The sequence below is a fragment of the Pontibacter sp. CAU 1760 genome (assembly GCF_054482735.1).
Genome location: NZ_JBTLRL010000002.1, coordinates 241,990 through 264,844 on the forward strand (window position 1 = coordinate 241,990; position 22,855 = coordinate 264,844).

The 22,855-nt window shown below is 52.4% G+C and carries 23 protein-coding genes; 17 read left to right on the forward strand and 6 right to left on the reverse strand.

What is annotated here, in order from left to right; genetic code table 11:
- The first annotated feature begins 209 nt into the window (after positions 1-209).
- The 8 genes from cmk (at position 210) to ACXYMU_RS03555 (ending at position 7,289) form a co-directional block, all read left to right on the forward strand.
- Entirely contained in the window at positions 210-914 is a 705-nt protein-coding gene (cmk, locus tag ACXYMU_RS03520) for a (d)CMP kinase (protein ID WP_458984967.1), read from the forward strand.
- Positions 915-924: 10 nt separating this feature from the next.
- Positions 925-1,818, forward strand: a complete 894-nt coding sequence (locus tag ACXYMU_RS03525; protein ID WP_458984968.1) for a 4-hydroxy-3-methylbut-2-enyl diphosphate reductase — start codon at positions 925-927, stop codon at positions 1,816-1,818.
- 112 nt (positions 1,819-1,930) lie between these two features.
- Complete coding sequence (locus tag ACXYMU_RS03530; RefSeq protein WP_458984969.1) at positions 1,931-2,473, forward strand: DUF502 domain-containing protein; 543 nt, start codon at positions 1,931-1,933, stop codon at positions 2,471-2,473.
- Between the two features lie 168 nt (positions 2,474-2,641).
- Complete coding sequence (locus tag ACXYMU_RS03535; RefSeq protein ID WP_458984970.1) at positions 2,642-3,472, forward strand: alpha/beta fold hydrolase; 831 nt, start codon at positions 2,642-2,644, stop codon at positions 3,470-3,472.
- A 156-nt stretch (positions 3,473-3,628) separates the two neighbouring features.
- A complete protein-coding gene (locus ACXYMU_RS03540) occupies positions 3,629-4,822 on the forward strand; it encodes a PQQ-dependent sugar dehydrogenase (protein ID WP_458984971.1) in 1,194 nt (397 codons plus the stop codon).
- Positions 4,823-4,957: 135 nt separating this feature from the next.
- Positions 4,958-5,422, forward strand: a complete 465-nt coding sequence (locus tag ACXYMU_RS03545) for an ATP-dependent zinc protease family protein (RefSeq protein WP_458984972.1) — start codon at positions 4,958-4,960, stop codon at positions 5,420-5,422.
- A gap of 10 nt (positions 5,423-5,432) precedes the next feature.
- Complete coding sequence (gene rimK, locus ACXYMU_RS03550; RefSeq protein WP_458984973.1) at positions 5,433-6,341, forward strand: 30S ribosomal protein S6--L-glutamate ligase; 909 nt, start codon at positions 5,433-5,435, stop codon at positions 6,339-6,341.
- Between the two features lie 6 nt (positions 6,342-6,347).
- Positions 6,348-7,289 carry a succinylglutamate desuccinylase/aspartoacylase family protein gene (locus ACXYMU_RS03555; RefSeq protein ID WP_458984974.1) on the forward strand — a complete coding sequence of 314 codons (942 nt, stop codon included), beginning with the start codon at positions 6,348-6,350 and terminating at the stop codon, positions 7,287-7,289.
- A gap of 77 nt (positions 7,290-7,366) precedes the next feature.
- Here ACXYMU_RS03555 and ACXYMU_RS03560 read toward each other — a convergent pair whose 3' ends face one another.
- From ACXYMU_RS03560 to ACXYMU_RS03585, 6 genes are all read right to left on the reverse strand, one after another.
- Complete coding sequence (locus ACXYMU_RS03560; RefSeq protein WP_458984975.1) at positions 7,367-7,858, reverse strand: hypothetical protein; 492 nt, start codon at positions 7,856-7,858, stop codon at positions 7,367-7,369.
- A 107-nt stretch (positions 7,859-7,965) separates the two neighbouring features.
- Positions 7,966-8,751 carry an SAM-dependent methyltransferase gene (locus ACXYMU_RS03565; RefSeq protein WP_458984976.1) on the reverse strand — a complete coding sequence of 262 codons (786 nt, stop codon included), beginning with the start codon at positions 8,749-8,751 and terminating at the stop codon, positions 7,966-7,968.
- Between the two features lie 110 nt (positions 8,752-8,861).
- Positions 8,862-9,533: an oxidoreductase gene (locus tag ACXYMU_RS03570; protein WP_458984977.1), complete on the reverse strand. Its 672-nt coding sequence runs from the start codon at positions 9,531-9,533 to the stop codon at positions 8,862-8,864.
- Between the two features lie 152 nt (positions 9,534-9,685).
- Positions 9,686-10,522, reverse strand: coding sequence for a CvfB family protein (locus ACXYMU_RS03575; protein ID WP_458984978.1), 837 nt, complete (start codon positions 10,520-10,522; stop codon positions 9,686-9,688).
- A 214-nt stretch (positions 10,523-10,736) separates the two neighbouring features.
- A complete protein-coding gene (locus ACXYMU_RS03580; protein ID WP_458984979.1) occupies positions 10,737-11,369 on the reverse strand; it encodes a Dps family protein in 633 nt (210 codons plus the stop codon).
- A gap of 73 nt (positions 11,370-11,442) precedes the next feature.
- Positions 11,443-13,338, reverse strand: a complete 1,896-nt coding sequence (locus ACXYMU_RS03585; protein ID WP_458984980.1) for a BamA/TamA family outer membrane protein — start codon at positions 13,336-13,338, stop codon at positions 11,443-11,445.
- Positions 13,339-13,605: 267 nt separating this feature from the next.
- Here ACXYMU_RS03585 and ACXYMU_RS03590 point away from each other — a divergent pair, with 267 nt between their 5' ends.
- From ACXYMU_RS03590 to sigZ, 9 genes are all read left to right on the forward strand, one after another.
- Positions 13,606-14,871 carry a putative DNA modification/repair radical SAM protein gene (locus tag ACXYMU_RS03590; protein WP_458984981.1) on the forward strand — a complete coding sequence of 422 codons (1,266 nt, stop codon included), beginning with the start codon at positions 13,606-13,608 and terminating at the stop codon, positions 14,869-14,871.
- A gap of 178 nt (positions 14,872-15,049) precedes the next feature.
- Positions 15,050-15,190 (forward strand): hypothetical protein, encoded by a 141-nt coding sequence (locus ACXYMU_RS03595; protein WP_458984982.1) that lies wholly within the window; start codon positions 15,050-15,052, stop codon positions 15,188-15,190.
- Positions 15,191-15,205: 15 nt separating this feature from the next.
- Positions 15,206-15,979 carry a TIGR03915 family putative DNA repair protein gene (locus tag ACXYMU_RS03600; RefSeq protein ID WP_458984983.1) on the forward strand — a complete coding sequence of 258 codons (774 nt, stop codon included), beginning with the start codon at positions 15,206-15,208 and terminating at the stop codon, positions 15,977-15,979.
- 184 nt (positions 15,980-16,163) lie between these two features.
- Positions 16,164-16,532, forward strand: a complete 369-nt coding sequence (locus ACXYMU_RS03605; RefSeq protein WP_458984984.1) for a hypothetical protein — start codon at positions 16,164-16,166, stop codon at positions 16,530-16,532.
- A gap of 599 nt (positions 16,533-17,131) precedes the next feature.
- Complete coding sequence (locus ACXYMU_RS03610; protein ID WP_458984985.1) at positions 17,132-19,093, forward strand: DUF3857 and transglutaminase domain-containing protein; 1,962 nt, start codon at positions 17,132-17,134, stop codon at positions 19,091-19,093.
- A gap of 104 nt (positions 19,094-19,197) precedes the next feature.
- Positions 19,198-21,096, forward strand: a complete 1,899-nt coding sequence (locus ACXYMU_RS03615) for a DUF3857 domain-containing protein (protein ID WP_458984986.1) — start codon at positions 19,198-19,200, stop codon at positions 21,094-21,096.
- Between the two features lie 92 nt (positions 21,097-21,188).
- Positions 21,189-21,614, forward strand: a complete 426-nt coding sequence (locus tag ACXYMU_RS03620; protein ID WP_458984987.1) for an ArsI/CadI family heavy metal resistance metalloenzyme — start codon at positions 21,189-21,191, stop codon at positions 21,612-21,614.
- A 78-nt stretch (positions 21,615-21,692) separates the two neighbouring features.
- A complete protein-coding gene (locus ACXYMU_RS03625) occupies positions 21,693-22,205 on the forward strand; it encodes a GNAT family N-acetyltransferase (RefSeq protein ID WP_458984988.1) in 513 nt (170 codons plus the stop codon).
- Positions 22,206-22,208: 3 nt separating this feature from the next.
- Positions 22,209-22,829 (forward strand): RNA polymerase sigma factor SigZ, encoded by a 621-nt coding sequence (sigZ, locus tag ACXYMU_RS03630; protein WP_458984989.1) that lies wholly within the window; start codon positions 22,209-22,211, stop codon positions 22,827-22,829.
- The last annotated feature ends 26 nt before the right edge of the window (positions 22,830-22,855 follow it).

Below are 22,855 nucleotides of genomic sequence, written 5' to 3' on the forward strand. Positions count from 1 at the left end.
AATTACTGTATATTTGCATAAAATTCAGGTGTTTTGAGAAAGATAATTTCATATTTCCTAGTAGCGGGTTTTCTGGCAGCAGGCCCTTTGGCGGGTTGTACCGCTAAAACCCCGCAGCAGAAAAAAACAGCCTCTCTCAAACGGAAAAGCAAGTTAGGCAAGCTGCCCTGTCCTTGCGACTCAAATTAATTTCGTATTAGTTTCCCTTTATGAAGAAAATCGTAATCGCACTCGACGGATATTCCTCATGCGGTAAAAGTACCACGGCCAAGTTAGTAGCCGCCGAACTCGGATACGCTTACATTGATACCGGCGCCATGTACAGGGCGGTTACATTATATTTCCTGCAACACCACGTTTCCCTGACTAACCCGAAAGAAGTGAAGGACGCGCTGGACCACATCGAGATCGAGTTCCATTACAATCCCAAGACATCCCGCAACGAGGTTTTCCTGAACGGACTGAACGTGGAGGATGAGATACGCAAGATGTATATCTCGAACCAGGTGAGCGAGGTGAGTGTGGTGGCAGCCGTGCGCCACGCCATGGTGGCCCAGCAGCAGAAGATGGGCCGAAAAAGGGGGGTAGTGATGGACGGCCGCGACATTGGCACCGCCGTGTTCCCGGATGCAGAGGTGAAGATATTCATGACGGCGGATGTGGACACCCGCGCCCGTCGGCGGCAGGATGAACTGCTGGCGAAGAAGCAACTGGTGAATCTGGGCGAGATCAGGGAGAACCTGCAGAAGCGCGACCACATAGATTCCACCCGCCAAGAGAGCCCGCTGCGCCGTGCCGAAGACGCGCATTTGCTCGATACCTCGCACATGACGATTGACGAGCAGGTAGAGTTTGTGCTCGAAAAAGCAGCATCCAACATATTAAGCAATCAGGTTTCATTGCAACACAACTGATAAAGCACGCATGAACGTAACTATAGACAAAAACTCCGGCTATTGCTTTGGGGTAGAGTTTGCGATACAGATGGCCGAGGACGAGATGGAGCACAGCCAGGAGCTTTACTGCCTCGGGGATATTGTGCACAACGGCATGGAGGTGCAGCGCCTTTATAACAAAGGCCTCCGCATCATCGACCGCGACCAGTTACAGGAGTTGCGTGACTGCAAAGTGCTGATCCGGGCGCACGGCGAGCCACCGGAAACCTATAAACTGGCTCTGGAAAACAACATCGAGCTGATTGATGCCTCGTGCCCGGTGGTGCTGAAGCTCCAGAACCGCGTGAAACACGCCTACGACAGCGGCAAGGCGAACCAGACTCAGATTGTGCTGTACGGCCAGGTAGGCCACGCCGAGGTGATCGGTCTGGCAGGCCAGACCGGCGATGAGGCAATTATTGTTACGACGGCGGAGGATCTGGACAAGATCGACTTTACCCGCCCGGTTACCTTGTTCAGTCAGACCACCAAAAGCACCAAAGGCTTTTACCACATCAAGGCGCTAATTGAGGAACGCCTGCAGCAGGCAAACGAGGACAGCACAGCGGTGCCCTTGTTCAATGCCAACGACAGCATCTGCCGGCAGGTGTCTAACCGTGAGCCGCAACTGGCCCGCTTTGCTACCGAGCATGACGTGATTGTGTTTGTGAGCGGCAAAAAAAGCTCGAACGGCAAAGCGCTTTACAGCGTATGCAAGCAGCATAACTCAAACAGCTATTTTATAGAAAACGAAAGCGAACTGCAGGAAGAGTGGTTTGCCCAGTCTAGCAGCGTGGGGATATGCGGGGCTACTTCTACGCCCATGTGGCTGATGGAGCAAGTAGCCAACAGCATCCGCACGCTGGAAGAAACACAGGTCTGAAGATATTAAACCCAAGCGATATTAGCATTTTTGCTACATTTAGGCTTTGCTTCGGCAAAGCCTTTTTTTTGAGTAACACCATACAAACCCTTATTACCCGAATCTCATCCGAATGAAAAAACTAATCCGTTACTTCATCAACGGCCTTTTAATCATTGCGCCCATCGCCCTTACCGTGTTCATTGTAGTCGGGATTATAGACTGGCTCGACAGCATGTTCGACCTAGGCGTGCCTGGATTGGGTATTCTGCTGATGGTGGTGCTTCTGACCGTGGTCGGGTTCATCGGCTCCTCCTTCTTTGTGAAGCCTTTCTTGATCGCAACGGAGCGCATCCTGCACAAAGTGCCGCTCATCAGCATCATTTACTCCAGCATCAAAGACCTGTTTGATGCCTTTGTGGGCGACAACCAGAAGTTTAATAAGCCAGTAATGGTGAAAATGACCGAAGACACCGAGAACCACAAACTCGGCTTTGTAACACAGGAGTCGCTGCTGACGGTTAACATAGAGGATATGGTGGCGGTTTATTTTCCGCACTCCTATAACTTCTCGGGCGAGTTGTTTCTGGTGCCGAAGCGTAATGTCACATATATAGACGCCCCAAGCAGCGAAGTCATGAAGTTCATTGTTTCCGGCGGCGTGTCGAAGCTCTGATTGCTGATTGTTAATTGTTGAATGGCTGCCTTGTTGTTTGGAGGGGCAGGCACACAGCAGCAGCAGAAGAAGAAGAAGAAAATAGAGCAGCGCTGTTGTAACCATTCCACCCTCTGACAATTATACTTTAAACAACCAACAACCAACAACCAACAACCAACAACCAACTTGCCCTACATTCTCCACCAGAACTCTAAATTATACTACCGCGTGATCGGGCACGGGAGCCGTGCCTTGGTGGCATTCCATGGGTATGGGCAGAGCAGCGAGTACTACAAGCCAATGGCACAGGCCCTGGGCGAGGATTATACCATCTATGCTTTCGACATGTTTTTCCATGGCAAGAGTCAGCTGAACAAACAGCATATGCCCCTCAGCAAAGAATTATTGAAAGAGATGGTCGAGCGTTTTCTGCACAAGAACCAACTGGAGCGTTTTTCGCTGATGGGCTTTAGCATGGGCGGAAAGTTTGCCCTGACATTGGTGGAGTGCATGCCCGAGCGCATCCTGGAGCTTTTCCTGATCGCACCGGATGGCATCAAGACGAGTTTCTGGTATAACGTGGCAACATACCCCGGGTGGTTGCAGCAGCTGTTTAAGCGCACAGTCGTGAAACCCAACCTCTTTTTCGGCTTGCTGCGTATGCTGGACAGGTATAACATGGTGCACCGAAGCATCCTGCGCTTTGCCCAGTACCAGATGGACAGCACCTCCAAGCGCCTGCGCGTGTACCGCAGTTGGGTTGGCTTCCGGGAGTTGAACTTTGATATCCGGCAGATTGTGCGGCAACTGAACAAGCACCAGGTAGAGGTAACCATGTTCCTGGGCGAGTACGACCAGATTATTGCGCCTAAGCGTGTAGCGGTGTTTGTGGAGGCCATAGATAAAGGGGAACTGGTGGTGTTGAAAGCCGGGCACTCGCTGCTGCTACAGCACGTAGCGACCTTGCTGCACCAAAAGCGGCAGGCAAGCCAAAACAACATCAACAGAAAGGTATAAAACAGCCCACGGCTACCAGGCAATTGGTGGCAGGCTAAACATTGTACCCCTTTCTGAGTATAGGTATTTTAGATTAAGCTTCGCTGCTAAAGCTGTTGTTACTTATCGCTAGTATGCGCAACTTTGGCAATCAATCAAAACCTATCCCCTCAAAGCATGAAAAAAGCACTACACCTTGCGCTCTCAGCCTGTGTCATGGCTGCACTCAGCGTAAGCTGCACTTCCGACAACAAAACTGCAGAAACCACCAAAACCGGCCCTACTGAGCAGGAGCAGGCCACTGGTGAAGTCGCCTACCCATCCGGCCCCATCGACAAAGACCTGGAGCGGATTAAACTGCCAGCAGGCTTCCGGATAGACTACTACGCCAAAGACGTGGACAATGCCCGCTCGATGGCGCTGAGCGAGTCTGGGATTTTGTTTGTGGGCACACGTGAGCAGGACAAGGTATACGCCATTGTAGACGAGAACAAAGACGGCAAAGCCGACGAGGTAGTGGTGGTGGCCTCGGGCCTGACCATGCCGAACGGGGTGGCTGTGCGCAACGGCAGCCTGTACGTAGCCGAAGTGAACCGCGTGATCCGCTTTGATAACATCGAGGAGACTTTCCGAAACAACCCAAAGTTTGAGGTCGTGAATGACAAGTTCCCGAGCGATGCCCACCACGGTTGGAAGTACATTGCCTTTGGCCCGGATGACAAGCTGTACGTGCCGGTAGGCGCGCCCTGCAACATCTGCAAATCAGAAAAACCGATCTATGCCACTATTACGCGCATGAACCCCGATGGCTCTGGCCTGGAGGTTTACGCCGAGGGTGTGCGCAATAGCGTGGGCTTCGACTGGCACCCGGAAACCAAGCACCTTTACTTTACCGATAATGGCCGCGACATGATGGGCGACAACACGCCCGCCGATGAGTTAAACCGTGCCACCGAAAAAGGCCAGCATTTCGGCTACCCTTACTGCCACGCCGGCGAGGTGCTGGACCCTGAGTTTGGCAAGAACCGTAATTGCAGCGAGTTTGTAGCGCCTGTGCAGAAAATGCACCCGCACGGTGGTACCCTGGGTATGAAGTTCTATACCGGCACCATGTTCCCGAAGGAGTATAAGAACCAGATTTTTGTGGCACAGCACGGCTCCTGGAACCGCACCGAAAAGATCGGGTACAGCCTTGCCACCGTTACCCTCGATGCCGATGGCAAGGCTACCCATACCCCCTTTGCCGAAGGCTGGCTGCAAGGCCAGGAAGACTGGGGCCGCCCCGTGGATGTGATCCTGATGGCGGATGGCTCAATGTTGGTTTCGGATGATAAGAACGATGCTATTTACCGCATTACTTACCGGAAATAGAGTTCTGAATTGCAGATGATAAATTCAGAATGAGGAATCTGATTCGTGGTTAGGGGGCAAACCGAAACTGTGCATCAGCCTGCCATTCGTCATTCGCAGTTATTAACTCGAAATTGAAGAAGCGTGAAAAATAAGGTGAATCCAAAACTAGCCAAGGAGACTATCGGGAGACGCGAGCTTGTATCTTTCCCGGAGTTGGATATTGAGGAGATTGAGGCGAAGATCGATACGGGAGCTTATACCTCGGCTATCCATTGCTCTGACATACACGAGGAAACGCGGCCTGACGGCTCCAAGGTGATTGCCCTGGACCTGCTGGACCCCTCGCATCCCAAGTATAACCACAAAAAGCTGGAGTTCTCGGAGTATGAGCTGCGTGAAATCAAGAGTTCTTTTGGGGAAGTGCAGGAACGCTACGTTATCAAAACCACCATCAAGTTTTTTGACAAGGAATTCGAGGCGGAGTTCTCGCTCTCAGACCGCAGCGACATGAAGTACCCGGTGCTGATCGGCCGTAAGCTACTTAAAAACCGCTTTATTGTGGATGTGGCGCGCAAAAACCTGGCGCATAAATCAAAGATCAAACAAAAACAGAAATAACAGCGCATTTATGAAAATTGCTATTCTCTCCCGAAACTCAAAGCTATACTCTACCCGCCGCCTGGTAGAGGCGGCACAGCAGCGGGGGCATGAGGTGGTGGTGCTCGACCACTTACGTTGCGACCTCGTGATGGAGCAGGGCGACCCGCATATCCTGTACAAGGGCGAGCGCCTGCGGGATATAGATGTGGTGATTCCGCGCATAGGTGCCTCCGTTACGTTTTACGGTGCAGCCGTAGTGCGGCAGTTCCAGATGATGAAAGCTAAAAGTGCTGTGAGTTCTCAGGCTATCCTGCGCTCGCGCGACAAATTGCGCAGCCTGCAGATCCTGTCGCGGGCAGGCTTGGGTATGCCGAAAACCGCGTTTACCAACTACTCCAAGCAAACCGCTGAACTGGTGAAGGAAGTAGGGGGTGCCCCACTCGTGATCAAGCTGCTGGAAGGCACGCAGGGCTTGGGTGTGGTGCTGGCCGAAACGAAGAAAGCCGCAGAATCGGTGATCGAGGCATTCCATAACCTGAAGGCCCGCATCATTGTGCAGGAGTTCATTAAGGAAGCCGGCGGTGCCGACATCCGGGCTTTTGTGGTGAACGGCGAAGTGGTGGGTGCGATGAAGCGACAAGGCAAGGAGGGGGAGTTCCGCTCTAACCTGCACCGTGGCGGAAACGCAAGCCTCATTAAACTGTCGCGCAAAGAGAAAGCTGCCGCCTTGCTGGCCGCCAAGTCCCTGGGCCTCGACATCGCAGGCGTGGACATGCTGCAGTCAGAGCGCGGCCCCCTAATCCTGGAGGTGAATTCATCGCCGGGCCTGGAGGGCATCGAGAAAGCCACCCAAACGGATATTGCTGCCAAAATTATCGAATACACCGAGAAAATGGTGCAGAAAAGGCCATTCAAACGAAAAGGAGTAGAAGAATAAACGCCAATGCCTGAAACAATTGTTATTAACGGCAGAAGCATAGACCGTGGCGAGAAAGTGCTGACCAAAATAGCGATCAGCAAACTGCCAAGCGGCACTGTGATTGAAATCCCGATTTACGTTTTCCGGTCGGTGCACGATGGCCCGGTGGTGCTGCTGATGGCGGGCATGCACGGCGACGAGGTGAACGGAACGGAGATTATCCGGCGCATGCTCAGCAAAAAGATGCTGTATCCGCTCAAAGGGACTATCATTGCGGTGCCCGTGCTCAACATCTACGGCTTCCTGAACTTCTCGAGGGAGGTGCCGGATGGCAAAGACGTGAACCGCAGCTTTCCGGGCAACCGCGACGGCTCGCTGGCTAGTCGGGTAGCACACCGCTTCATGAAGGAGATCATCCCATACGTGGATTATGGCCTCGACTTCCATACAGGCGGTTCGAGTCGCGCTAACTACCCGCAAATACGGTGTGTGCTCGAGGATTTCCGGAATGAGGAGCTGGCCAAGGCGTTTGGGGCACCCTTCATCATGAACTCCTCTTACCGCCAGGGTTCTCTGCGCAAAGAGGCTGCCAAGCATGGCAAGTCTATCCTGGTATATGAGACGGGTGAGGCACTGCGCTTCGACGAGAAGGGGATTGCAGTAGGCGTGGATGGTACCTGCCGCGTGCTGCACCACCTGGGGATGATGCCCAGCCACCCCACGCCGCATGAGCAGAGCATCATTTGCCAGAAAGACTCTTGGATAAGGGCCAAAAACGCCGGGCTGTGGCGCAGTTTTGTACGCCTGGGCGAGTTTATCAAGAAAAACCAGTGCATCGGCAGCATCACCGATCCCTACGGGGAGATGGAGGTGAAGCTGAACGCCTCTGCCGGTGGCTATGTGGTGGGGCTCAACAACATGCCTGTGGTAAACCAGGGCGACGCCTTGTTACACCTTGCTTTTTAGCCACCCAAAGCATACAAACAAAACAGGCTGCCCGGTTTCGAGCAGCCTGTTTTGTTTGTAGTATACCTTTTTTAAGGTTAGAACACGTACCGCACATGCAGCGCCGTGTCCCAGAAGCCGCCGCCAACCGGCAGGTTCAGGTAGGGCTTGATATCGGCACCGATGGTAAAGGGGATGTCTTTAATATAGTATTCCAGGCCAAGGATACCGTCTATACCCACGCCCATCACGTTATCGCCGTAGTGTTTGTGGTCTCTGTCGTAGTAGTGGCGACCGTCGTAAAAGCCGATGTGCCCACCGAGGCCGTAGTACCATAGCAGGCCATCTGCGTTAAAAGCCTGCGCATGCTTCTCATACAGTACCGTAATCACGGTGCCTCTGTACTTAAAGCTAGTACTCACGATGCCCTCGATAGCAGCGTCGCGCTGTATGAAGTGCTTGATGGTAAGCCCAGAGGCAGCGCCGCCCCTTAAGCCTATACCGGTTGTATACCCACTCTGGGCCTGCGCGCCCAGAGCCGTGCACAGCACCAGGGCCAGGCAAAACGAAATGCGATAAATAAGCTTCATATAGTAATTAAAAGTGAATGAATAAATGTGTTGGGCAGGTGCCGCAACGGCTGCAAAATTAAACAACTTAACGTTGCAGGAAAGATATATTGCCCGCCGGAGGGGAGTTAATTTTCATCCTCTTTATAGTCCTGCAGGTAAGCGGTTTTGCTGGTGCGCCGCCCAACCAGTTTGAAAAACGAGATAAGCTGCTCTTTGTCGTGCTTCAGGGCCTTGGCAAAAGGGTCAGGCTTATCCTGTTCCTCAAAGTCCCGGACATACTGCTCGCGGACATGCTGCTTTTCTTCCAACTCTTTGGCCACTTCTAACTTCATCAACCCTGTTTTCTCCCATAGCTTTTTCCACCAGCCAATGGAGTGGATGAAGTACCAGTAGTTCTGGTAGTCCTCTTGCAGGAAGTCAGGCACCTGGTCCAGCGTCTCGATCTCTTTGGTGAAGCATACGTCCACAATGGCCAGGAAGCCTTCAGGCTTCAGGAAGCGGGCAATGTAGGGGAGGTACTTTTCGTCGGTGCCAAAGTAGGTATAAGAATCCACGACCACCACCGCGTCGAAATACTCCTCAGCAAACGGGAGTGAGCGGGCGTTTCCTTCCAGCGGAATCACTTTTTCCTGGCAGCCTGCGTCCAGTATGCGCTGGTAATTGTCGCTGGCAGGTATGGCTTCGTCCACGGCCCAAACCGTTACGCCAAACTCCTTGGCCAGGAAAATCGAACTGATGGCCTTGCCGCAACCCAGGTCCAATACCCGCAAGCCGGGCTTCAGGTCCAGTGAATTGGTCAGGCTTTCGAGGTTAAAAAGCACGTTCTCGCCCATTGAGTGTTTGCGTACCCAGTTGGGGTCATAGCGCGAAGCTTTCGGGAAAGCGTGTTGAAGCAGTTTTTCAGAAGGCATATAGGAAAATGGTTGAGGTGGTGGCTGGTTGCTGATCGTTATTGGATGGTTAAATGGTTGCGAAATAGGTATAGTTGCGTCGCATATCTAACGATTCAACACCCAACAATTCAATGCTTAGCGCCTAGGATGGCAATGTCGTCAGACGGGTGCACATGTATACCCTTCTGGTCCTGGGAAGCGGCAAACAGCATGGCCTTGGCTACAGCCTCTGCCTCAATCGGCTTATATTTCTCCAATGGCCCGATCATCAGCCCGCTCAGGGGCTTCATAATTTTAGAAGCCAATTCCTCGCCGGCGCGGTGCTCGTCGCGCTCGCCCAATAGCAGCGAGGGCCGAAAGAGGTGCACGGTGCTAAAGTCCTGCTGTTTCACGTGGTCCTCCATCTCGCCTTTCACCTTGTTGTAGTAGAAAAGAGAGCTGGCATCGGCTCCCATCGCCGAAACCACCAGAAATTGGCTAGCGCCTTTGCTGGCCGTGATCTCTGCCAACTGTGCCACATAGGTATAATCCACTTTGTAGAAAGCCTCTTTGGAGCCGGCCTTTTTAATGGTAGTGCCCAGGCAGCAGAAGATGTCGTCCGCTTTCAGGTCGGCAGCAAACTCCTTCATCCTGTCGAAGTCGATGACGCGCTGCTCCAGGTTAGGGTGTATAAGCGGCAACTCGCGCCTGCCCACCGCAATTACTTCGCTGTAGCGGGGGCTTTGGAGGAGAAGGTGCAAGAGGTGCGAGCCGACCAATCCGCTGGCACCCACAATAAGGGCATTTCGTACTTTTTGCATAAGGAGAATTACTTACGCAATCAGTACGTTCTTTCTAACTTTATAGTCTAAAAATAGGGGCACATTAAGCAAGAAAGGCTTTGCCGCAGCCCCGGTTATGAGGAGAGCGGCAAAGCCTTTCGTTAGAACAGGATTACTGTGAGCGCGCCGGCTTAGCGTAGCCGGATGCTGTCTTCTGCGATATTGATTTTTCCGGCTTTGTAGAGACCACCGATGGCTCGTTTAAATGTTTTTTTGCTCATACCCAACGTCTTGTAAATGTCCTCGGGCGTGCTGCCATCGGAGATGGGCAGCCAGCCGTTGCCTTGCTGCAGCAGTCGCATGATCTTGTCCGACGCACCCTCCGACTCACTTTTGATAGTAGCATCTGGCTTGCGCAGGGTCACATCTATCTTGTTGTCCGGTCGGATGGCTTTGATATACCCTATGGCCTTGTCGCCGATATGCAAATCCTGGAACACCTCGTTGCGGTACAGCATGCCCATGTAGGCATTGTTGATGATTACTTTTACGCCAATGTCGGAGAAGTTTGCAACCAGCAGCTGTACTTCCTCGCCCTCTGTCAGCTGGATGTCGTCGTTGTGCAGGAACTTGCCGAGTTTAGAAGTAGCCACCACGCGGTCAGAGGCATCATCCAAGTAAAGGTACACGCAGTACTTGCGGCCTACCTCCATCTTGTTCTTCTGGTTGTTGAGTGGCACCAGCAGGTCCTTCTCCAAGCCCCAGTCTAGGAACGCGCCGAACGGGGAGGTGTCGTTGCAGGTAAGGCAGGCAAACTCGCCCACCGTCGCGTAAGGGATGAGGTTGGTGGCGATCACGCGGTCCTCGGAGTCGCGGTACACAAACACACGCACAAAGTCGCCTACCTTGGCGCCTTCTGGTATATACTTGTTTGGCAAAAGGATATCGCCGTCCTCCGACGTCAGGTATACGCCAAAGTCCACTTCGCGCGCAATCTCCAGTTCGTTGTAATTGCCCAGGTCAACCATAATATGTTCTTGTAGGTGTGTTTATCTTATACGAGGCCAAAGCCCCTGCAAAGCTAGTAAAAAGCGCAGTGTGCTGAAAGCGGGGATTGGATTAACGTGACAGGCAGGTAGCAGGCGAGGAGCTTTGTAGACCAGAAGGGGTATAACAGCATAAAAAAAGCAGCCTGAAACAAATCAGGCTGCTTTAGATAGTTTACTAGAGTTTTATACTGGCTTAGGCTTTCGCTTTCGAGCCGGACTTTTTAGTGCCGGTACTGGTGCGCAGGCCCTTGGTGCCTTTAGAGGCTTCTGTTTCGCCCTCCATAATATCTTCCGGCTTGTGCAGCATGCCAATCGTCAGGCCGTCCTCGCCCAGGAAGTGCTCGATATGGTGGCAACGGTCCTCGGTTTTGAACGGGATGCCCTCGAGCAGGTTCTTAGTGCCGAAGTCGTCATGCTCAAAAGCCAGCTTGATGGACTTGCGTAACTCCACGGCGATGGTTTTCTCATCCTCCATGTCTTTCTGCAGCATTTCCCGAATGCGGAACTCGCCCTCCTCCTCATGCTTGATGTAGGACAGCTCAATCTGTTTGGCCGGATGGCAGGTCGGGACTACACCCATCACGGTCAGGCGCTCAGCAATGGCGTCGTACTGCTCATGGATCTCAGTGTAATGGTCCTCGAAGAACAGGTGCAAGTCGCGGAACTGCGGGCCTTCCACCAGCCAATGGTGCTTGTGGTACTGGTTGTATAGGATGATGAAGGAGGACAGGTGGCGGTCCAGCTCGGCGGCCATTTTAGTGGCCGTGGTTTTTGACAAGCCTACCGGATTTCCTTCATACGCTGATTTCTCTCTTACTTTGTCCATAGTCGCTTTTGGTGTGTCTTATTAAGTTTGTACCTCTTAAACAGGCAAAACGGCCAAAAGGATACGGGCCAGGCTAATTAAATTCGGCCACTCCCGGGCGGCTGAACTGGAAGTCGCGGAAATCGTAATAGGGCCGCGACGACTCGAAGACTTTGAAGCCGTTGATGTTTTCGTTGGGCGGCAACTTGGGGTAATAGCTGATCAGGAACTGTATGGTGCTGAACGACAGGTACTCGTTGCGGAACCGGAAGCCGATGCCATACCCCCGGTAGGGTTTGTCGCGGAACGGGATGCTGTTGTTACCCTTGGAGAGCCAGGCCACATCGGCAAAAAAAACAGTGGCCAGCTTAAAGCCAAAGAGGGAGAAAGGCGTGTACAGGTTGGCCTCGTAGTTAAACGTGACCCGCCGCGAGCCACGCAGCAGGCTGGAGCGGAAGCCCCGAATGCCATTCTCGTTGTTGATGGAAAGCAGCTCCTCGGGGTTGCGATTGATGCCCCAGGTGCCGCGGCCCCACAGGAAATGGCGCAGCTTCCAGTTATTCCACTCCGACAGCTTGGTAAAGTATAGCGACTCCAGCTGCATAACGCCCTGCTCCCATTGGCCTTCCCGCAAAAAGGAATCATAAGAGAGCTTGCCATACAGGTACCCAAAACTAGGGGTATACTTGGCAAAAGAAAGGGCAGCGCCCAGGTACTTTCGGCTATCGAACTCCCGGTGCTCATAGCCCCCGGTCAGGGAGAGCAGCGTGCCCGCCGGTATGTCCTCCGTCCGGCCAAAGCCAAACAGGAAGCGGTCCTTGTAGTATTTCCGGATGCTGTAACCCAGACTGGCCATGATCAGGGTGTTGTCCTGGAAGTTCTCGGTGGCTTTTACAGAGTAATTGGTGTTGATGAAGCGCGCCCCCAGGATCAGCCGCCCACGTGGCTCATAGCCTAGGTTGTAGGTCTTGAACTTGAAAGAGCGCCCCAGCCAGGCGTCCTGCCGGGTATAGGCCAGGTTGCTGTAGCGGGGGATGGTGTCTTCGGCCGTGGGGGAGAGCATGATGCGTTCCCCAATCGAGCTGACGCCCACGGCTCCGGCATACTTGGTGTTAGTGGCAAAGAAGTCGCGGCGCAGCAAGGCACTTTTCTCCTGGTAGAAGTTTTTGTCCACATAAGCCACATCGGCGGTGATGTAAGTACGGCCGATGTTCTCGACGGTATAGTAACCAGCCGCCTCCCAGGGGCGCGGGGCATTGGGGTTAAACCGGTAGGAGCCCTCCACCTGGTGGCCCTGCCCCAGAAAGTTGAGCTCGCGCAGCGTGATGCGGCCCCTGCCCGAAGAAGGGGAATAGGAACCAGAACCGCCCAGGCTAAAGATGTCCTTGGTGATCACCAGCACATCCACGCTGTCCTGCGTGGTCGTTTCCTCATTCACGATGATGCGCGCGTCCAGCAGGTAAGCCGTTTGGCGCAGCAAACGCTCCGACTCTACCAGGGCCAGTGGCTCCAGCGGGGCCAGCTTCTCGAACAGCAATTTGTTGCGGATAAGCCCGCGTCCCGTTTTCACGTGGAGCGAGTTGCCGAGCTTCTCAAAAATGTTGCGGGGCACCCGGGCAGTATCGTGTATAGAGTAGCCAAAAGCGTCGAGCGACATGATGTCGATGCGACGCACGATCTTATAGGTGTGCTTTTCATACTCCCGCTGAATCAGCTCGGCATCCAGCCCATATACTTCCTCTTCTTTCCTGTCAAACACCAGCACAGATTTCAGCAGTTTGCCCATGATTGTCTTGCGCTCCGACATTTTCCTGAGGTTCTGGATCATGCGCTCGTCGAAGCGCATGTGGGTGGTGTCAGCGGTAACTGTGTCTTGGGGTGCAGTAGTCGGCACTGCCTGAGCCTCACACACAGGCGACCACACAAGCAGCAACAAGCCTAGCAGCAAGGCAAGCAGTACAGGGTGAGGTTTATGGTGCGGGTGTGGCATAAAGGCAGGTAAAGGCACAGAAACAAGGATGCAAATGCCTACTAAGATAACGCATTATAGAGGTATAGTGGTACTCTGATGTCAGAATTAAGGTTTCCGGCCTTGTTGATACCGGTTTCAGAGGAGGAAGTCATACATGTGTATGCTAATGAATTTAGTTTATCCACATCTGTTGATAAAGATGTTCATAATATTTGCTAAAAATGTTAGGTGTTTTGTGAAGCTATTCGTACCTTTAACCTATTAACAGCGATGTAAATACGGAGTATGGATGATAAGATTATAGGTAAACTAAAAATATTAGCAGATGCTGCGAAATATGATGTTTCCTGTTCGTCTAGTGGTGGAAAGCGGAAGAATGAGAATAAAGGCCTCGGCAACGCTGAAGGCATGGGGATATGCCACAGCTATACCGAAGACGGTCGCTGTGTCTCGTTGCTAAAGATTTTGCTGACCAATGTCTGCATTTACGACTGCGCCTATTGCGTAACGCGCAAAAGCAACGATGTGCAGCGGGCTGCCTTTACCGTGCAGGAGGTGGTAGACCTGACCATTAATTTTTACCGACGCAATTACATCGAAGGACTATTCCTGAGCTCAGGAATTTTCAAAGACTCGGATTATACCATGGAGCGCCTGGTGCGGGTAGCCAAAAAGCTGCGCCAGGAACATAAGTTCAACGGTTATATCCACCTGAAGACCATACCGGGTGCTAGCGAGGAATTGATAAAGGAAGCGGGGCTGTATGCCGACCGGCTAAGCGTGAACATCGAACTGCCGTCTGATGCGAGCTTGCAGCAACTGGCCCCGGAGAAGAACTATGCTGAGATCCTGTTGCCGATGGGCGCTATCAGTCAGCAATTGGTGCAATCGAAGGAAGAGAGAAAGCTGTTTAAGTCTGCGCCGAGCTTTGCGCCAGCCGGGCAAAGCACGCAGCTTATCGTAGGCGCGTCGGCTGAGACAGACCATCAAATACTGCAGCTGTCGGACCAGCTGTACAAGAACTTCAGCCTGAAGCGAGTATACTATTCGGGGTACGTGCCGGTGAGCAGCGACAACCGCCTGCCCATCATTTCGGAGCCACCCATTATTCGTGAGAACCGCATTTACCAGGCCGACTGGCTGATGCGCTTCTATGGCTTCGATGCGAAGGAGATTCTGGATGAGCAGCACCCGAACCTGGAGCTGGATATAGACCCGAAACTGGCGTGGGCATTGCGTAACCGCTTTGCTTTTCCGGTGGAAGTGAACACTGCCGAATACGAGATGATCTTGCGGGTGCCGGGAATCGGCGTGAAATCAGCTAAGAAAATCGTGTCAGCGCGCCGGTTCACGACACTTAACTTCGAGCACCTGCGCCAAATGGGGGTCGTGCTAAAAAGGGCTAAATACTTTATCACCTGCCAGACCAGGAGCCTGCAAAAGCAGGATTTCGACTCAGACCTGATCCGGCGCAAGATCTTGTTCGGCGATGGTTCGGTGAGAAGCGCTCTGCTGACGCAGCAACTCGACCTGTTTCGGCAGGTAGGCTAGTCCTGGTTCTGCATAATCCTGGCGGCTTAAGCGCACGGCAGGCAAAAGCTGGGATAAGATAACTTATGAATACTATCTTTTTGATTCAAGAGGGGGAGGCAAGATGGCTACAGCCAAAAAGAAATCAGTTGTATCAACTCAAACTTCAAAATCTATACCTACTAAAAAAGTAATCGTCATGAGAAAGAACCAAAAAGTTGCCCGGGTATCGCTTTGCTGCAAACTGAATATGCTAGTGCCGCAATTGCAACGCCTTTCTGCCCGCTCGCAGTCAGATGCTTCCGAGAAAGGGCGCAACGGCTTCCCGGGGTCCAAATAACACTCGCTTACCCCCATGCACCTCTATACCTACGACGGTACCTTTGAAGGCTTGCTGACCGTGGTGTTTGAAGCCTACGAACGCAAAGCCTGGCCCACCAGCATCGAGCAGGAGCACCTGGCGCAGCCCAGTATGTTCGGCGAAACGGTTGCTGTAGTGTCTGATGAAGAGAAGGCGGAGCGGGTGTGGCAGGGGTTGCAGAAGAAACTGTCGGCAGGCGCGCTGAAAGAACTTTACCATACCTGTCTCTGGGAGCAACCTGGCTTCGAGCGAGCGATATTTGACTTTATCCGGCTCGCCTTTGGCACGAAAGAGAACATCGAGGGAAATTATGCGGTCCCTTGTGTGCTGCAGGTGCAGCAGGCTGCCAAGCAAGTGCACCGCGAGAAACACAGGATGGAGGCCTTTGTGCGCTTCCAGAAAACCGCAGATGGCCTGTTTTACGCCACAATCTCCCCGGACTTTAACGTGCTGCCGCTAATCATCACGCACTTTCAGAAGCGATATGCCGACCAGCGCTGGGCCATTTACGATACCCGACGTCGTTACGGCGCTTACTACGACTTGCACACCACCTCGCTGGTAAACCTGGAACTACCGTCCCGGCAAAGCAGTGCCGCAATGCCGTCGGCTGTGATGGCAGACGAGGAAGACAAATACAAGCAACTGTGGCAGGTATACTTTGACCACGTAAACATTCCGGAGCGGAGGAACCCCAAACTCCATCTACGCCATGTGCCTAAGCGGTACTGGAAATACCTCTCCGAAAAGCAGCCCCGATTGCATTAATCAAACGTTTGGGTGCGGTCTTTAAAATAGTTGTATTTCTGAAAGATAATAATTGCCTGAAAGCGAAACTATATCCCCTAAAATACGTTTAAAACAATATATATCGGTTTGATTGTACAGTCTAGAGGAGGCTAGCTTGTTAAGAAGGCTATGCTTCCATCATTATTTAAAGCCATCACAACATATGAACACACGGGTAAGAAAAAAACTGATTCAAGTCGCTCGGGGTCGTGCGCACCTGATGAGTTTCCAGAACCTTATATATGAGGCGGAACTCGGTCTTAACCTGGATAATTCTTCTGAAAAGTCGATGCTGACAGAGGTTATCGATGAAATTTCGGAGAAAGAGCATGCGGCCGGCCGGCCATTGCTGAGTGCGTTGGTCCGCGTAAAAGGCCAGAAAAACCAAGGAGACAACTTTTTCAGATTATGCGAACGCCTGGGCTTTGGTAACTGGAAAGACCTGAAACGGAACCACAAATTTATTGAAGAGCAACGCGAGGCTTGCCGCGAGTTCTGGCAAGACCGCAATAACTTCACGTCTTATCTGTAAATAGCACATTCAGAAGGCTGGTATTTTCTTTGTTAGGCCTTTTATTTTTTTGTTACCGGAGGCTTTGTGTAAGTCTCCTTAACGCTGAAAAAGCAGAAGCAGCACCCCGACTTTGAGGTGCTGCTTCTGTTTTTTTATAGCTGAATGTCATCACACAAAATAAGCTGTTGTCGAAAGCTTCCTGTGCTGATGATACCACACTGCCGCTGATCGCTTTTCCTCATAAACCTATCTGCAAGGCATACACCTTTTGATCCATAAGCGCACACAGTACAGGGCTGAGTTTGTACGCATAGCCTGTAGGGTTATGTTAGGCGCCGGTGTTAGTAATTTGGGCCAAAGGCACTGCGTGATTTAATAAGGATGAGAAAGAATTTAAGGATGAGAGAGCTTGATAATAGGCTTATGCAATGAAGTAGCACTTAATCAATAATTCTGTATGAAAAGTCTTGTTTATATATATTAAAAGTTATTTATTTATAAAAAAGTAATTTCAGCACATCTGTTGCGCATATTAACGGAGCGTATGGCATCCCGTGTGCTATCTTTTCTGCTGCTGATCTATTGCACGAAATATAACTTAACTTTTAAAGCTGTCTATGAAAACAAAGACTTTTACAAAACTCATTATTCTTGCTTTAATTTTATGCAGTGCTGCCGCACAGGCGCAGGATGGGGAACCGAAATTCGGGAAAATAGAAAAAGCCGAGCTGGAGATGCGTGCCTATCCGCAGGATACCAGTGCGGCCGCCCTCATCCTGGGGGATTATGGTGCCACCCGGTTTAATTTGTCTGGCGGCTTAACCGTGGTGACCGAACGTCACATGCGCATCAAAATCCTGAAAAAATCCGGGTATGACTGGGCCAATATCTCCATCCCTTACTACTCCAACGGCAGCACCCGTGATAAGGTGATGGGCATTAAGGGGTATACCTATAACCTGGAAGGGGGCGAGATCACGAAAGACAAGTTGGAAACGAAAACGGTGTTCGACGAGAAGCGCAGCGAGTATTGGCGCCTTAAAAAGTTTACCATGCCGAATGTGAAGGAGGGTTCTGTAATCGAGGTGGTCTATACCTTGTCGTCAGAGCGTGTGTACAGCCTTGATGACTGGGAGTTTCAGAAATCGATCCCGACAGCGTGGAGCGAATACCGGTTAAAAATCCCAGAGTACTTCAACTATAAGTTTCTGTTAGAAGGCTACCACAGTCTGGTGAAAAATGAGAAAGAGCAGACCTCAGGAGGCCCCAAATTGCTGGACAATGCTTATGTGTGGGCTATGAAAGATGTACCTGCCCTGCAGGAAGAAAAGTACATCACCTCCCTTACCGACTACCAGGCCAAAATAGCCTTTGAGTTACAGCAAGTGAACTTTCCAGGCGAACCAACCCGCATTATGACGGGTACCTGGGACAAAGTGAACGAAGACCTGATGGAGTCCGCTTATTTTGGGGTGCAGCTCAATCGCAACAGTTTCTTTAAGGAGGAACTGGCGGCCATCACGGCGAAGCACAAAACGCCGGAGCAGCAAATGCGGGCGATTTACGACCTGGTGAAGACACGGATGACCTGGAATGGGTATAACGGCTTGTACACAGACAATACGATCCGGAAAGCCTTCGACTTGCGGCAGGGCAACGTAGCTGAGATCAACTTGCTGCTAACGTCTATGCTGCTGGAGGCCGGGCTGGAGGCAAACCCGGTGGTGCTGAGCACCCGCAACAATGGCCGCGTCCACACCAATATGTCGCCGATGAAAAGCAAGTTCAACTACGTGATCGCGCATGTGAAAGTAGGTGAGCAGGAGTATTTGCTGGATGCCACGGAACCACTTTTGCCCGCCGGCATGCTGCCTTTCCGCTGCCTGAATGGCCAGGGCCGCCTTATTGCAAAGCAAAACCATCGTTGGGTACCGCTCGAAACGGCACACTCCGATTCGAAACTGTTCAATGCCACCGTCTCGATCAACAGCAAAGGTGAAATGACAGGAACAGGGGAGGAGTCGGCTGCCGGCATGAAAGCGCTATACCTGCGCAAGACCATCCTGGAAGAAGGGGAAAGCAAGTATGCCGAGCGCATCGCCAAAGAGGTGGGTGATTATAAGATGGCAGAGCCCATCATCAAAAACCTGAGGGAGGTGGAGCAGTCCCTGAACATTTCCTATAAAATCAGTGCAAACGGAAGCGGACAGGAAAGCGACATCATTTATCTGAACCCGATGCTGGGGCAGGGTGAAAAGGAGAATCCGTTTAAGTTAGAGCAGCGCCTGTACCCCGTGGATTTTGGCAGCCCTGTGGACGAGGTTTATGTGGCTAACTTCACAATTCCGGCGGGGTATATATTAGATGAAATGCCGCAAAGCGTGATCATGAACTTGCCTGAGCAGGGAGGCCGTTTTACCTACATGGTGCAGCAACAGGGTAGCCTGGTGCAGGTTATGAGCAAAGTAAGCATCAGCAAGCCCTTGTTTTACGCCTCAGAATACAGCATGCTGAAGGAATTCTACAACCGAATCATCGCGAAGCACGCCGAGCAGATCGTACTGAAAAAAGCCATCTGAATCATGCTGTGGCCTTTTGCCAATTACTTTAACGGTATGGGCAAAAGGGCTGCGGTATATTGATGCACGTCATTCCATTTTGACAACACGCTTACTAGCTTTCTATGTATAAACCGCTTACTTTTTTATGGCTATTGGTATGCCTGATGACATCCCAACTGCAGGCACAGGCCACAGGCCCAGTGGCGCTAGCCAAAGATGCCAATATCATCATACATAACGAGGAAACCGTTTTTCGGGTGAACTCGATCAGCAGCGGCACCACTACATACACCGTGAAGCTCACTATCCTGAACAAGCACGGCAACCACCGGGCAAAGCTGCCGGTGTACTATAACAAGCTGACCAAGGTAAACCGCCTGGAAGGGACCTCTTACGATCAGTCCGGTAAGAAAATCAAAGCGCTCAAGAATAAGGATGTGCTGGACATCAGCGCCGTGGATGGCGGCTCGCTGTTCACCGATCACCGCGTGAAGGTTGCCAACCTGCAGCACACGGTATACCCTTACACGGTAGAGTTTGCCTATGAACTGACGACCGAGAACATGCTTTTTTACCCCGGCTTCACACCCCTGGATGAAGAACGCCTAGCGGTTGAGAAGGCCTCTTTCGAGGTGCAGCTGCCAAAAGGGGCGCCCCTGCGCTACTTGGAGAGCAACATGCCCACCGGCGTAAAGCGCGGAGGCACCGCCGCCCACGATACTTACACCTGGCAGGTGCAGAACCTGAAGCCCATGGAAACAGAACCTTACGGGCCTGAGCTGCATGAACTGGTGCCACAGGTACGCACAGCACCCGCCGACTTTGAGGTAGAGGGGTATAAAGGCAACATGGAGAGCTGGGAAAGCTTCGGGCGCTGGATTCACCAACTGAACCAGGGCCGCGATGCCCTGCCGGAAGAAACGAAGCAGCAGCTGGTTGCACTGACCGCCAAGGCCAAAACGCAGGAAGAGAAAGTGCGCACCGTCTACGATTACCTGCAGGGCAAAACGCGTTACGTATCCATCCAGCTTGGTATTGGCGGCTGGCAGCCTTTCGAGGCCAACTTCGTAGACAGCAAAGGTTACGGCGACTGCAAGGCCCTGACCAACTATACCCAAGCCATGCTAACCGCAGTAGGGGTAAACTCCTTCCATGCCCTGATCCGGGCCGGAGACGATGCGTCCGAAATCAAAGCTGATTTTCCGAGCGCCCAGTTTAACCACGACATCCTGTGCGTGCCGATGGCCCAAGACACGCTTTGGCTAGAGTGCACCAGCCAGACAGAGGCGGCAGGTTATTCAGGCAGTTTCACCGGCGGGCGCCATGCCTTGCTGATTACGCCGGAGGGTGGCAAACTGGTGAAGACCACTGCCTATAAGGCTCCTGACAACGCCCAGATTCGCCACATCAGGGTAAAGCTGGACGAGCAGGGCAACGGCAACGCCAACATCACCACCCGCTATACCGGGCAGCAGCAGGAGGCAAGGCACCAGGTTATACACAGCATGCAACCCGATGAACAGCGCAAGTGGCTGTACAAGCAGGTGAAGCTGCCTTCGTTCGAGATCAACACGTATGCCCTCGAGCAAAAGAAAGACCGCCTGCCTGTGGTAACCGAGCAATTAGACCTGAGCCTGCGGCAGTGTGCCACCATCAGCGGAAAGCGCCTGTTCATCACCCCTAACTTGATGAACAAATGGACGTATGCGCCTAGCCAGAAAGCGGAAAGGCTGACGGAGGTGGTGCGCGATATGGCATTCCTGGATGTGGACACGGTAGTGTTTGATTTACCTGCGGGATATGCCGTGGAGTTTCTGCCAAAGGCGGCGGTGCATACCACTCCCTTCGGTGAGTACAAGGCTTCGGTGGAGGTAAAAGGGCAGCAGGTGATCTACCTCCGCAGCCTGCAAATGGCAAAGGGACGTTACAGCCCTGCGTCTTATTCCCAAATGGTTGAGTTCATGAACAACATCATCAAAGCGGATGCCCAGCAGGTTGTTTTTGTGAAGAACATCCCCTAAAAAAGATTTAAAATTGTTTTCGGAACCTGCGTCTTTTCAACCAGCGCTCCGTCTTCAGGGTGTATTTAAAAAAAACCTTAAAGACCGAAGCCATGAAAAGATTCCATGTGAATGTCCGTGTAAAGAACTTAGAAGAGTCCACCGCCTTTTATACCGCGCTGTTTAACACTGTTCCAACGGTACTGAAGGAAGACTATGCCAAATGGATGCTGGAGGACCCGCGCATAAACTTCGCCATCTCGCTGCACCCCGAGAACGCCGGTATCGAGCACCTGGGCATTCAGGCAGAAAGCGAAGCAGAGCTGGCGGAGGTATACGGCAATCTGAAAAAGGCCAAAGGCACTATCCGGGAAGAGGGGAAATGCACTTGCTGCTATGCCAAGTCCCAGAAGTCGTGGATAACTGACCCGCAAGGTGTGGACTGGGAGGCGTTTTATACCTTCGGCGAAGCCACCATCTACGGCGAAGGAGCCAATGCCCGACAGCCTGGAGCGGCAGCGGAAAACATACCTGCATAGTATCATACCTATCGGGGGCTTCTCTGTTTTTGAGGGGCCACCGATAGTTGTTTTAAAAGAAAATCAGTTAATTTAGGTATGGGAAAGTACGCTGCACCGGCCACGCAAATCGTTCCGATGCTACCTGAGCATTACGGGCAGGTGCGTGAGATTTATACCCTAGGCATCGCCACCATGCAAGCGACTTTCGAGACAGATGCCCCAGCCTGGGAAACCTGGGACAGCACACACCTGGCAAGCTGCCGATTTGTGTTGCTGGCAGCGGGGCGCATAGCGGGCTGGGCCGCCCTTACCCCGGTTTCGGGGAGGTGTGTTTACCGGGGCGTGGCAGAGGATAGTGTGTACGTGCACCCCGATTTTAAAGGCCTGGGCTTTGGTAAGTCGCTGCTGCACCAGTTAGTAACTGCCTCGGAGCAGGAAGGGATCTGGACCATGCAAGCCAGCATTTTCCGGGAAAACACTGTGAGCCTGCGGCTGCATAAAAGCTGCAGTTTCCGGCTGGTGGGAGTGCGCGAGCACATTGGCCAAATGAACGGGCAGTGGCGCGATACCTGCCTGCTGGAAAGAAGAAGTAACAACATAGGGATATGAACAATGGAAAACTGCTGCAACACACCGGAACGAAACAACGCTACACCCGACTCCTGCGCTGCCGTGGCGCCGGTGTTTCTGGCTTATGAGGCCCAACTCAGGGGCTTTATCCGCAAGCGCATCCAGGATCAGGAGGAAGCCGATGACCTGCTGCAGCAGCTCTACCTGAAACTCTATAAAAACTGTGAGCAGTTACAGGAAGTGCAGAACCTGAAGGCCTGGCTTTATCAGGTTACGCGTAATGCCATCTATGATTCCTTTCGGGAGAACAACCGCTGCCAATCCCTGGGGGAGAGCACGGAGTTGCCTGCCGAGGAGTTGCCTGAGCAGTCGCGGCAGGAGGTAGAAGCCTTGATAGAGCCGCTTATTGACCTGCTTCCCCCGCTTTATGCCGAGGCGCTGCGCCTGAGCGAATTGGAGGGCATCAGCCAAAAGGAAGTGGCCGCCCACCTGAACATCTCTTATTCCGGGGCCAAATCTCGGATACAGCGGGGCCGCGACATGCTGAAGCAACTGTTCTTTGAGTGCTGCCACCTGGAGCTGAGCCACGACGGACAGGTGATCGGGGCGCAGGTGAAGCCGGGGTGCAAGCCGTTGGCGCAACAGCAGAAAGAAATCCTGTAAACGCCCTTTCTACAACCTGCCTGTTT